Here is a 12,037-nt window from a genome sequence, read left to right as displayed (position 1 = left end):
GCGCATGGAGAAAAGTCCTTCGGTCGAAATGAAGTCTGCGGTCTGCCCTTGTGACGTACTTCACGGTACATCTTTATATTTCACGAGCAAATCGAAGCTACTCGTCGGAGGGGGGCAACCTCAAAAAGTAGCTGTTGGAATCCTTGCGGTGCATCAGCACGACGGCTCCGACGGCCACCACGGCCTGGAGGATCTGCACGCCGCCGAGAGCGAGCGCGGTGCCGCTTCCGTCGGATCCGATGCCGAAGAGCACCGGGACGGTCCACACCACCACCATCATCACGCACGCGATGGTGAGCAGCATCCTGGCCCAGTTCCGGCCCTTGCGCATGAAGTGCACGAACAGGAGGAACAGCCCGGTGAGGATCAGGATGAGGACGACCGTGAACCCGATACCCACGTAGAACAGTTTCTCCACGCTGTCGCGGCTCATGTCGACCTCGCCGGATGTGACGCTGGGGTTGTTCATCAGTTCGTCGACGAACGTCGACTTCTCCCCCACCACCAGAACCATCGCGGCCAGCGCCTGGATCAGCCCGAGCCCGGCCACCGCCCACAGCAACTGGGCTGCCGTGCCCACGTCGACCGGTGCCGGACGTTCGGGCTTCGGCTGCGGCACCGGCGGGGGGTACGGGAAATCGTGCGGAGACGGGCTCTGCTGATGCGGAGCCTGGTGCGGCGGTGTCGGTGGCCACTGCTGGGTCATGGCACTACCGTATCCGCCGACGAGACGATCACAACCAGCCGGCCGCTTCGGTCGCCCAGTACGTCAGCACGACGTCCGCGCCAGCGCGGCGGATACTGGTCAGCGATTCGAGGATCGCGGCGTCCCGGTCGATCCAGCCGTTCTGCGCGGCGGCCGTGATCATCGAGAACTCGCCCGAGATCTGATACGCCGCAACGGGGACGGGAGAGCGGTCCGCCGTCTCGCGCAGGACGTCCAGGTAGGACATCGCCGGCTTCACCATCACCATGTCGGCGCCCTCGTCGATGTCGAGGTCCACCTCCCGCAGCGATTCCCGGCGATTGGCCGAATCCTGTTGGTACGTGCGGCGATCACCCTGCAACGAGGACCCGACGGCCTCCCGGAACGGGCCGTAGAACGCCGACGCGTACTTCGCCGAGTACGCGAGCTGACCGACGTCGGTGTAGCCCGCGTCGTCGAGGGCCTTGCGGATGGCGGCGACCTGGCCGTCCATCATTCCGCTCGGACCGAGCAGGTGCGCGCCGGCCTCGGCCTGCGCGACCGCCATGTCGACGTACCGCTGCAGCGTGAGGTCGTTGTCGACCGCACCGCTCTCGTCGAGAACTCCGCAATGACCGTGGTCGGTGAACTCGTCCAGGCAGGTGTCCGCCATGATCACCGTCGCATCGCCGACTTCGCCTGCGAGCCAGCGCAATCCGCGGTTCAGGATGCCGTCCGGGTCGGACGCGCCGGACCCCTCGGCATCCTTGTCGTCGGGACGGGGCACCCCGAAGAGCATGAGTCCACCGAGTCCCGCCTCGACCGCTTCCGTCGCCGCCCGACGCAGCGAGTCGGGTGTGTGCTGGAAGACGCCGGGCATCGACGAGATCTCACGAGGCTCGTCGATACCGTCCGCGACGAACATCGGCAACACGAGATGCCGTGGCTCGAGCGAAGTCTCGGCGACGAGACGACGCAGCGCCGGTGTCCGGCGGAGGCGTCGCGGTCGGTGGGTCGGGAACAAGGACATGCCCTCCTTCGTCGGGCCCGTGCGCCTTTTTGGTAGTGGGAACAACCAAAAAGGCGCACGGGCGCGTAGCGCCTATCGCCGAGCGCGGGACTTCTTGCGCGGCGGGGGCAGTGCGCCCTCGGCACGCAGACGCGCGGCGTGCTCGGCGAGAGCCTCCACCAGCGGGCCGACCTGAGCGGTCTCCGGCTGCACGTCCACGCGCAGGCCGAATTCGATGGCCGTCTCGGCGGTCTTCGGACCGATGCAGGCGACGAGGGTGCGCGCGTGCGGCTTTCCGGCGATGCCGACGAGGTTGCGGACGGTCGAGGACGAGGTGAAGCAGACGGCGTCGAACCCACCGGTCTTGATCATCTCGCGGGTCTCGGCCGGCGGCGGCGCAGCCCGGACGGTGCGGTAGGCGGTGACGTCGTCGATTTCCCAGCCACGTTCGCGCAGGCCCTCGGCCAGCGTCTCGGTGGCGATGTCGGCGCGGGGCAGCAGAACCCGATTGACCGGGTCGAACACGTCGTCGTACGGGGCGAATTCGGCCAGCAGGCCTTCGCTCGACTGCTCACCGGAGGGCACGAGTTCGGGGTTGATTCCGAACGAGCGCACCTTGGCGGCCGTGGCCTCACCGATGCAGGCGATCTTGACGCCGGAGAACGCGCGGGCGTCGAGCCCGAACTCCTCGAACTTCTCCCACACCGCACGCACCGCGTTGGTGGACGTGAAGACCACCCACTGGTAGCGGCCGTCGACCAGGCCCTTCACGGACCGTTCCATCTGCGCCGGGCTGCGGGGCGGCTCGACGGCGATGGTGGGCACCTCGATCGGGATGGCGCCGTGCGTGACGAGGCGGTCGCTCATTTCGCCTGCCTGATCCTTGGTGCGCGGCACCAGGACCTTCCAGCCGTACAGTGCGCGCGACTCCCACCAGGACATCTTGTTGCGCTGGGCGACGACCTTGCCGACCGTCACGACCAGCGAACCGACCAGTTCGGAACCGGCCTCGTTCAGCGTCGCGAGGGTTGCCTCCACGGTGCGCTGCTGCCGGGTGGTGCCGCGAACCGTGATGGCGGCCGGGGTCTGCGGAGCCAGGCCGTGCTCGACGAGGGCGCTCGCCGTCTCGGCGAGGTGACCCGACGTGGCATGCAGGACCAGCGGTCCGGGTGCGGCGGCCAGGGCAGCCCAGTCGACCTCGCCGCGGACGTCGGCCTCGGTGTGTCCCGATCCCAGTGCCATACCGGCGTAGGACGGGACGGCGGACGCGGACGGCAGGCCCGGCAGGACCTCGAACTGCACCTGGGTGCGGGCGACGGCGGTGACCTCGGCGATCACGGAGTCGGTGGTCAGCGGGTCGCCGGACACCAGACGCACGACGTCGTGGCCGTTCCTCGCCTCGTGGACGAGGGTCTTCGCGACCTCCGCCGGCTCACCCAGTGCCGGACGGACCTCGGCGAGCGGCTCACCGGTCTCGGCGTCGACGCCCAGGTCGGTGCCCACCAGGACCGTGACGCCCTTGTCGACGTCGGGGTCGGTGAAGGCGAGGGTCGCTGCGGCAAGGACGTCCCGTGCGTGCACGGTGAGCAGTGCCGGATCGCCCGGTCCGGATCCCACGAACAGGATTCGTCCGGGGGTGTTCTTACGGACTCGGCTCATCGGTAATTCTCCAGTGCGATCATGTGTCGAGATGGGTACAGGAAGCGGATCGGCCGATCAGTCGGCCTTCGCACATCAAACATCGGCATCACCGGCCTCGGTGACATTCATCAGCTCCCGCGCACCGAGCTCGAGAAGCTCCCGCGCGACGGAGCGGCCGAGTTCTTCGGCGTTCTCCGGGGAGCCCACGGCCCCCGTGCGAATGACGTCGGAACCGTCGATGGCTGCGGCGCAGCCCCGGACGGACAGTTCGTCGAAGATGCGGCCGTCGTCGTCGAGTGATTCGACGACCTCGGCGATGGCGCCGACGGGCGCGGTGCAGCCGGCCTCGAGCTCGGCGAGCAGCGCGCGTTCCGCAGTGACGGCGGCGCGGCTGTTCGGGTCGTCGAGCTCCGACAGGATCGCGACGAGCGCCGTGTTCGCGGACAGGCATTCGACGGCGAGCGCGCCCTGCGCGGGTGCGGGCAGCATCTGGACCGGTTCGATGGACTCGGTGATCAGGTCCAGACGTCCGATCCGCGCCAGGCCCGCGCGGGCCAGGACGACGGCGTCGAGTTCGCCGGACTCGACCTTGCCGAGGCGCCGCTGCAGGTTGCCGCGCAGCGGACGGATGTCGAGACCGAGGCCCAGCGCCCGGAGCTGCGACGTGCGCCGCGGTGCGGACGTGCCGACCTTCGAACCGGCGGGCAGTTCTCCGAGGACCAGTCCGTCGCGGGCCACGAGCGCGTCGCGGGGATCCTCGCGCGGCGGAATGGCGGCAATGGTGAACCGTTCGTCGGGGGCGGTCGGCAGGTCCTTGTAGGAGTGGACGGCCACGTCGACGCGGCCGTCGGCGAGCGCTTCCCGGAGTTCGGCGGTGAAGACGCCGACTCCGATCTTCTCCACCGATTCCATGGACTGGTCGCCCTTGGTCTTGATGATGACGAGCTCGGCGTCGTGCCCGGCCGAGATCAGTGCGTCGCGCACGGTCCCGGCCTGGGTGGTCGCGAGCTCACTCCCACGGGTTCCGATCCGCAGCGTACGGGTGCCGACGGCGCTCATGCCTGCGATTCCTTCCCATGGTTGTCGTCTGTGACGAAGCGGCGCAGGCGCGGGTCCTGGCCGGCGATGAAGCCGTCGGTGATGTCGATGGCGCTCAGGTCGGTGGCGCCGCCGAGGTCGGTGGGCTTGGCGACGGCCTCGACGGATCCGGGGCTGAGTTCGAACAGCTCGCGCAGGGCGGCGGCGTAGGAGTCGCCACCGGGTGCGGAAGCGAGCTGCTTCACCCGGACGGTGGGCGCGTGGAGAAGCTTGTCGACCACTCGCCGCACGGTGCGGGCGACCTCGTCGCGCTCGGGGTCGTCGAGTCCGGGCAGACGCGAATCCAGTCGCATCAGCTCCGCCTCGACCACGTCCGCGGCGCGCTGGCGCAGGGCGGTGACGGTCGGCGTGACCTCCGCCAGCCGCTGGCCGGCGAGGTAGTTGGCGAGCTCGGCGGCGACGATCGTCCGGGCGGCATCGGCGTCGGATGCGGCGGCGCCTGCGGCGGGATCGCGCTGCAGCGATTCCATGTCGAGGACGGTGACCCCGGGCAGACCCGACACGGCGGGCTCCACGTCGCGGGGCAGTCCGAGGTCGCAGATGACGAGGGGGCGTTCGGCGTCGCGGCCGGGCTGTGCCAGCGCGCGGTGGGTGTCCGCGAGCGTGACGACGGCGCCGACCGCGCCGGTACAGGTCACGAGGACATCCGCCTGGGCCATCGCGGCGGGGAGTTCGCTCAGTTCGAGGGCTTCCGCCTCGACGCCGTTGGACCGGGCCGTGTCGGCGAGGTGCTCCGCACGCTCCTTGGTGCGGTTCACGACGACGATGCGGCCGATCCCGGCCCGCGTGAGGTGGGCGACCGACAGGCCGCCCATGGATCCGGCACCGACCACGACGGCGGTGCGTCCGGTCAGTCCGCCGTCGCCGACGATGCCGGCGGCTCGGTCGAGGGCCACGGACACGACGGAGGCGCCCGCCGAATCGATACCGGTCTCCGAATGCACCCGCTTGCCGACGCGCAGCGCCTGCTGGGCGAGTTCGTGCAGGGTGCGGCCGGCGGCCTGCTGCGCGTCGGACGACGCGTAGGCGGTCCGGATCTGCCCCAGGATCTGCTGCTCGCCGATCACCATCGAGTCGAGGCCGCTGGCCACGGCGAACAGGTGCTCGGCTGCAGCCTCGCTGTAGCGGACGTACGCGTGCCGGTGCAGATCGGTGAGATCGAGCCCGGAGTGGTCGGCGAGCAATTCGCCGACCTCGGCCAGCGCACCGTGGAACGCATCGACGACGGCGTAGATCTCCACCCGGTTGCAGGTGGAGACGATCATCGCCTCCGAGATGTGCGACGACGCCAGAAGCTTGTCCGTCAACTTCGGGCGATCGGTGTCGGTGACAGCTACCCGCTCGAGAACCGGCACCGGGGCCGTTCTGTGCGAGACCCCGACAAGCAGAACACTCACGGCGCGATCACTGATCCGTTTCTTGGTGCGGTGGACGGGACAGCCGAATGTCCGATGCGGACGCGGGGAGCGGTGGGGACCGACTCCGTGTTGCGTGCGCTGTTGAACGAGAGAACCTGCATTTCGACCGCGAGGTCGACGCGGCGCATCTCGACGTGATCGGGGACGTCGAGCGAGGTCGGCGAGAAGCTGAGGATGCAGCGCAGTCCGGCGCGCACCAGACGGTCGGCGACTTCCTGCGCCGCCTCGTCGGGCGTCGAGATGACGCCGATGGTGGCCTCGAGTTCGGCGCAGGCCTGCTCGAGTTCGTCGACGTGCCGCACGGTGAGGTCGCCCACCGGCGCACCGACCCGCGCCGGGTCGCTGTCGAACAGTCCGACCATGGAGAACCCGCGACGGCCGAAGCCGCCGTAGCCGGCGAGCGCCTGGCCGAGGTTTCCGACGCCGACGAGCACCACCTTGTGTCCGCGGTCAAGGCCGAGCGCGCGTTCGATGCGGGCCCGCAGGCGCGTCACGTCGTAGCCGACGCCGCGCACACCGTTTGGCCCCAGGAAGGAAAGGTCCTTGCGGAGCTTCGCGGAGCCGACACCGGAGGCGGCGGCGAGTTCCTCGCTCGAGACGATGATCGTGCCGCGTTCCGTCAGCACTCCGAGGACCCGCAGGTACGTCGCGAGGCGCGTCACCGTAGCCTGGGGGATGTCCCGCGATTCGGGGAGCGGAGCTGCGCCGGCGACCGAGGGGGCCGGAGACCCGACCATCGACTGCCCGACCGCCCCCGTGACGCCAGGGGCCACAGACCCATGCGTCTGGTGCGTTTCGGTCACGTCGTTGGCTCCTCGTCCGACCGGCATTCGATGCCGTTCTTCACGATGCTCCGGGGAATTGTTCACACCACGGTAACTGCTTGTGAACCCATGCACAAAGTCGCTGCGACTGCGCGACATGCGGTCCTACCTGCACGGCATCGGAAGATCCCACTTTTAGGGTTCCCTTACTTGCGTAAATCCGAGCGAAGGCGCTCTTCGTCGACCTCCCAGTAACTGTGCTCACGTCCGTCGAGCAATACCACCGGCAATCGGTCACCGAATTCGGCCCGCAATTCGGGGTCCGTGGTCGCCGCCTCGTCGACGTCTATGCACGTCAGTTCCAGCCCGAACTCCTCGCACAGAACCAGCAGCAGCTCGCGGGCCGGCGCGCACGCACCGCACCCCGCCCTCGTGAGAAGCGTCACCTCGTGTCCGCCCGTGCTCATGCCTCGTCACTTCCTTTCGACGCCTCCGGTGGAGTCACTGTGCCGTTTCGGGGTCCGCAGACGCCAATCGGCTCGGAGATGAACGTCACACAGTTCCCTCAGCGCGGCCATCCACCCGCCCCGTCCCCGATTCGGGGGATAGGCTGCTCCCAGAGGCTTCTGCGATACGGGAGGTGCGAGTGCCTGCGCGATCACTACCGAACGGCACGGGTTTCGGTTCAGGTCTGGCGGGGATCATCCTCCCGGGCCGACGCCAGTTCAGGAATCCGCTGGGACCCAGCGAAGCCGAGGTACGTGCCAATGTCGCAGGTGAGGCGAGTGCCGATGCGGCCCTCGCGCTCCACGTCGCGTCCGGCGAGGAAACCGAGCTGGTGGAACACGACGTTCCCCTCGACCTCACTGCGGCCGCGTTCTTCGACGTCGACAACACGATGGTCCAGGGCGCCTCGATCATCCACTTCGCCCGCGGCCTCGCCGCCCGCAAGTACCTGAAGACGTCCGACCTCGTCGACTTCGCGTGGAAGCAGATCAAGTTCCGCATCACCGGCAAGGAGAGCAGCGACGACGTCGCCTCCGGCCGGGAGAAGGCCCTCTCGTTCGTCTCCGGACGGTCGACGGCCGAGCTCGCCCGGCTCGGCGAGGAGATCTACGACGAGGTGATCGCCGACAAGATCTGGCCCGGCACCCGCGCGCTGGCGCAGATGCATCTGGACGCCGGGCAGCAGGTGTGGCTGGTCACCGCGACCCCGGTGGAGCTGGCCCAGGTCATCGCGAAGCGCCTCGGCCTCACCGGTGCCCTCGGCACGGTGGCCGAGAGCGAGGACGGGATGTTCACGGGACGTCTGGTCGGCGACATCCTGCACGGCCTCGGCAAGGCGCACGCCGTGCGCGCCCTGGCCGTCCGCGAGGGGCTCAACCTCAAGCGCTGCACCGCGTACTCGGACAGCCACAACGACGTGCCGATGCTGTCGCTGGTCGGCACGGCCGTCGCGATCAACCCCGACACCGACCTGCGCGAACTCGCCAAGAACCGGGGCTGGGAGATCCGCGACTTCCGGACCGGACGCAAGGCCGCCAAGATCGGCGTCCCCACGGCGCTGCTCCTCGGCGCTGCCGGCGGCGCACTCGCCGCGATCGTCGCGCGCCGCCGCGAACAGGCGGCCTGAGCCGCCCGCGGCGGTTCAGCCGAGGAACACGTTCCGGCGCTTCGCGAGGAGCCGGTACAGCGTCTGCTGGATGGTCTCCCGGACGTGGTCGGTGACCTCGAACAGTTCCATCGGGTCGTCGGCCGCCGCCGCGTCGTAGGTGTCGGTGACGATCGGCTTGCCGAACTCGATGTACCACTTCGACGGCAGCGGGACGAGTCCGAGCGGTCCGAAGTGCGGGAACAGCGGGGTCACCGGGAAGTACGGCATCCCCAGCAACCGGGCGAGCGTCCCGAGTTCGCCGATCTTCGGGTAGATCTCCTCGGATCCGACGATCGAGCACGGAATGATGGGCGCACCGGTCCGCATGGCGGCGGACACGAAGCCGCCGCGGCCGAACCGCTGCAGCTTGTAGCGTTCGCTGAACGGTTTGCCGATGCCCTTGAAGCCTTCGGGGAACACGGCGGCGACCTCCCCGTCCTGCAGGAGGCGCACGGCGTCCGGGTGGCATGCGAGGGTGTGCCCGGCCTTGCGGGCGACACCGCCGACCAGCGGCATCTCGAAGGCCAGATCGGCGGCCAGCATCCGCAGCGGGCGGTGCGCGGGGTGATGGTCGTGGACGGCGACGGACGTCATCAGACCGTCGATGGGCAGGACACCGGCATGGTTGGCGACCACCAGCGCGCCACCGGTAGACGGGATGTTCTCCAGACCGCTGACCTCGACGCGGAACCACTTGTCGAACAGTGGCCGCAGGATGGGGAGCCACACGTTCTCGGCGAAGTGCGGGTCGTATCCGAAGTCGTCGACGTGATAGTCGCCCGACAGCCGGCGGCGCACGAACTCGGCGGTGTTGACGATCTGCTCGGCCAGGGCGTTGCGGACGGCGTCGACGGCCGAAGTCTCGGTGACGGGCTCGGGTGGGGTGATCACGGCGGGTGGAGGCATCGCGGACGGATGTCGGCTCTCGCTCTGCTCACGCCTCGAACGTCCGATAGCGGCCCCGCGCGCGGCTGTCGCACCGTGCAGCGGAATGACCTTCGCCACTTCGTTCACCTCTCTCCTTTCGCCGTGCCGGTAAGAGCGAGTAGTGCGTTTTCTGCTGCGTCGACCCATTCGTTCTTGATGATCGCCTTGACGCCTGCCGCGCGAGCGAAGTCGTCGAGCGCCTGCATCGAGGTCCACCGTGGCTCGAAGGATAGTTCGCTTCGCATGCGGGTGGTGTCGAGTCCGCAACCGAAGTGGAAGTACTCGAGTTGCTCGGTGGTGTACGACCGCATTACCGGACCCATCAGCGCACGTCCGACGTTGCGGAACAACCCGAACGGCATCGGGACCTCGATCCGCCCGGCGCGGCGGATGGCCTGGGACATCATGACCACGCCGTCGCCGGCGACATTGAACGTGCCCGCCGGGCCCGATACCGTGGCCCGTTCCAGGGCGGCGAGCGCGTCCTCCTCGTGCAGCACCTGCAGGCGTGCGTCGCGTCCGAGAATGGTCGGCACCACCGGTGAGGTGAGGTACTGCGCGACGGTTGCGTTGAGGCGGGGACCGACCAGCGGTGCGAGGCGGAGAATCGACACCGCGATGTCGGGGCGCCTGCGCCCCATTCCCCGCAGATATCCCTCGATCTCGATGCAGTCCCGTGCGTAGGCGCCCGCGGGACGCCGCCGGGCGCTCATCTCCTCGGTGAACTTGGCAGGGTCCTTGGCGCTGCAGCCGTACACCACGGAGGCCGACCGCAGCACGACTTTCCGGACGGTCGGCGCCTTCTGGCAGACGGCGAACAACTGCATCGCGCCGATGACGTTCATGTCCTTCATGGCCGCGCGACTGCCCGACTTCGGCGGGCGCGCCAGCGTCGAGGCGTGCACGACGGTATCGACCTCGGCGTTGCGAATGACCTTGCCTATCAGGGGATTCCGAATATCGGCGCGCACGAACTCGGCGCGGCCCATGCGGCGCAACATGTCCTTGCTCGGCGACACCGCGTCCACCGCGATGACCCGCTCGATGTCCGGATTCTGAGCGAGCCGGGTGACCAGGTACCCACCCAGAAACCTGCTTGCCCCAGTGACCAGCACGACGCGCGGCACCGCCGTCCGCGTAGTACTGTCTCCGTCACTCACAACCACTAGGACCCCCGATCACGTAGCGAGTGACGTCAACGATACGTGCAGGAGGGGGATGGCGCTCCGCACAACGACAATTGGTCGGTCCGCCCACTACGCGGAGAGTGCCGGGGAAACGACGGATGCCCGCCACCGGAGGTGACGGGCATCCAGACGCAACTCTTTACTTACCGAGTTTCCTGCGCTGCACTCGGGTGCGGCGAAGCAGCTTGCGGTGCTTCTTCTTCGACATGCGCTTGCGTCGCTTCTTGATCACTGAACCCATAGCGGGTGTCCCTCACGTTCTTCTCTAGCGTTCCTGCGCACGCCGGTCACGTACGCCTGCGCCGCTCTGGCGCCTGGGCCTCGTTTTAACTAGCTCAGCGCCTTACGACACCAGCTGGCTGGTACGACAGTCGCTAATCGTACCGGTGCGGGTCCGCTCTCTGAAAACTAGGTCGCACCGTTGCCGGCGAAACCGAGGTGACCCTCTTCGTGCCGATCGGTCAACCGGCGTCGAAGTACGAGGTTTCGAGGTAGTCGTGCACTGCTTTCGCATGCACTCTGAACGAGCGGCCCACACGGACGGCGGGCAGTTCGCCGCTGTGCACCAACCGATACACAGTCATCTTGGACACTCTCATCAGCGTCGCTACCTCGGCGACGGTGAGAAATTGCGTTCCGGCCAGGGCCGGTTGTCCGTCCGGGGCCGAGCCCTTGGACGGCTTTTTTGCAGACGTCATCAACCACTTACCTCCGGCACGTCTCGCGCCGCCGGCTTCCCCTCCGGCGGAACAGACACGCACGTGCTACTTCGAGCTTAGCGGGACGGATGGGGTTACTGCGACGGGTGTGGGCAATCGAATATTCATTCGGTCGACGTGCCGAGTTCGGCGGAACGAATCTTCGCGGCTTCGAGAGCGTCGAAAAAGGCTGTTCGGAGCCCGTTTCCCTCCAGTCGGCGGATCGCGGCCGCGGTGGTTCCGCCGGGCGAGGTCACGGCGGCACGGAGTTCGGTCGCGCTCTCCCCCGACCTGTCGAGCATCGCCGCGGAGCCGACCATGGTCTGCACGACCAGCTCGGAAGCGGTCGCCCGGGTCAGTCCGAGCCCGACGCCCGCGTCGATCATGGCCTCGGCGACCAGAAAGAAATAGGCAGGACCGGAGCCGGAGACGGCGGTGACGGCGTCGATCTGCGATTCGGGGACGACGACGACCTTGCCGACCGACGACAGGACGCCGCGCACCAGTTCGAGGTGCTCCTTCTTCACGTGCCTGCCGGGGGCGAGCACGCTGACGCCCTCACCGACCAGCATGGGCGTGTTGGGCATGACCCGGACCACCGGGAACCCGGCGGGCAGTCTCGTCTCGTAGAAGGCGGTGGGGATCCCCGCAGCGAGCGACACGAGCAGCTGCTCGCGCTCGCCGTCGAGCTCCACCTTGGACACCTCGGTGAGCGCGGCCTCGACGTCGCCCGGCTTGACGGCCATCACGATGACGTCGGCGCCTTCCGCGGCGTCGGAGGGGGTGGTGACCCGCACCGCGTACGCCGCGGCCAGCTCGTCGGCGCGCGCCGGATGCTGCTCGGCCACCACCAGATCCTTGACGGCGTGACCTGCCTGCAGAAGCCCCGAGATGAGGGCCTCGCCGATCTTGCCGCCTCCGATTACCGCAATTCTCGTCATGCCGAACAGCCTGCC

General features: G+C 68.4%; 13 protein-coding genes. 1 reads left to right on the top strand and 12 read right to left on the bottom strand.

The window, feature by feature from the left end; all coding sequences use genetic code 11:
• Positions 1-97: 97 nt before the first annotated feature.
• The 7 genes from QM693_RS16210 to QM693_RS16180 form a co-directional block, all read right to left on the bottom strand.
• Positions 98-706: a hypothetical protein gene (locus QM693_RS16210; RefSeq protein WP_283352854.1), complete on the bottom strand. Its 609-nt coding sequence runs from the start codon at positions 704-706 to the stop codon at positions 98-100.
• Positions 707-734: 28 nt separating this feature from the next.
• The gene (gene hemB, locus QM693_RS16205) at positions 735-1,709 is read right to left on the bottom strand and encodes a porphobilinogen synthase (protein WP_283352904.1); all 975 of its coding nucleotides are present in this window, start codon (positions 1,707-1,709) and stop codon (positions 735-737) included.
• 78 nt (positions 1,710-1,787) lie between these two features.
• Positions 1,788-3,353 (bottom strand): bifunctional uroporphyrinogen-III C-methyltransferase/uroporphyrinogen-III synthase, encoded by a 1,566-nt coding sequence (locus QM693_RS16200; RefSeq protein WP_005251986.1) that lies wholly within the window; start codon positions 3,351-3,353, stop codon positions 1,788-1,790.
• Between the two features lie 75 nt (positions 3,354-3,428).
• Positions 3,429-4,394, bottom strand: a complete 966-nt coding sequence (gene hemC, locus QM693_RS16195) for a hydroxymethylbilane synthase (RefSeq protein WP_007300748.1) — start codon at positions 4,392-4,394, stop codon at positions 3,429-3,431.
• Complete coding sequence (locus QM693_RS16190; protein WP_016882766.1) at positions 4,391-5,830, bottom strand: glutamyl-tRNA reductase; 1,440 nt, start codon at positions 5,828-5,830, stop codon at positions 4,391-4,393. The genes hemC and QM693_RS16190 overlap by 4 nt, the downstream gene beginning before the upstream one ends.
• On the bottom strand, positions 5,827-6,681 hold the full coding sequence (locus QM693_RS16185; protein WP_029539322.1) for a redox-sensing transcriptional repressor Rex: 855 nt from the start codon (positions 6,679-6,681) through the stop codon (positions 5,827-5,829). The genes QM693_RS16190 and QM693_RS16185 overlap by 4 nt, the downstream gene beginning before the upstream one ends.
• Positions 6,682-6,821: 140 nt before the next feature.
• Positions 6,822-7,082: a glutaredoxin family protein gene (locus QM693_RS16180; RefSeq protein WP_283352853.1), complete on the bottom strand. Its 261-nt coding sequence runs from the start codon at positions 7,080-7,082 to the stop codon at positions 6,822-6,824.
• A 179-nt stretch (positions 7,083-7,261) separates the two neighbouring features.
• Here QM693_RS16180 and QM693_RS16175 point away from each other — a divergent pair, with 179 nt between their 5' ends.
• The gene (locus QM693_RS16175) at positions 7,262-8,248 is read left to right on the top strand and encodes an HAD family hydrolase (RefSeq protein WP_283352852.1); all 987 of its coding nucleotides are present in this window, start codon (positions 7,262-7,264) and stop codon (positions 8,246-8,248) included.
• A gap of 15 nt (positions 8,249-8,263) precedes the next feature.
• Here the strand turns inward: QM693_RS16175 and QM693_RS16170 are convergent, their stop codons facing one another.
• The 5 genes from QM693_RS16170 to proC form a co-directional block, all read right to left on the bottom strand.
• Positions 8,264-9,283 carry a lysophospholipid acyltransferase family protein gene (locus tag QM693_RS16170; RefSeq protein ID WP_016882763.1) on the bottom strand — a complete coding sequence of 340 codons (1,020 nt, stop codon included), beginning with the start codon at positions 9,281-9,283 and terminating at the stop codon, positions 8,264-8,266.
• Entirely contained in the window at positions 9,280-10,323 is a 1,044-nt protein-coding gene (locus tag QM693_RS16165; RefSeq protein WP_009474737.1) for an NAD-dependent epimerase/dehydratase family protein, read from the bottom strand. The genes QM693_RS16170 and QM693_RS16165 overlap by 4 nt, the downstream gene beginning before the upstream one ends.
• Before the next feature lie 199 nt (positions 10,324-10,522).
• Positions 10,523-10,624, bottom strand: a complete 102-nt coding sequence (locus QM693_RS16160; protein ID WP_003402602.1) for a 30S ribosomal protein bS22 — start codon at positions 10,622-10,624, stop codon at positions 10,523-10,525.
• A 220-nt stretch (positions 10,625-10,844) separates the two neighbouring features.
• Positions 10,845-11,081, bottom strand: a complete 237-nt coding sequence (locus QM693_RS16155; RefSeq protein WP_005258384.1) for a helix-turn-helix domain-containing protein — start codon at positions 11,079-11,081, stop codon at positions 10,845-10,847.
• Between the two features lie 125 nt (positions 11,082-11,206).
• Complete coding sequence (gene proC / locus QM693_RS16150; RefSeq protein ID WP_105415988.1) at positions 11,207-12,022, bottom strand: pyrroline-5-carboxylate reductase; 816 nt, start codon at positions 12,020-12,022, stop codon at positions 11,207-11,209.
• Positions 12,023-12,037: the final 15 nt, after the last annotated feature.

The sequence above is a fragment of the Rhodococcus sp. IEGM 1305 genome (genome assembly GCF_030058635.1).
GTDB lineage: Bacteria > Actinomycetota > Actinomycetes > Mycobacteriales > Mycobacteriaceae > Rhodococcus_F > Rhodococcus_F opacus_D.
Note: the sequence above shows the minus strand (reverse complement) of the source record. Positions and strands in the feature narration are given on the sequence as shown.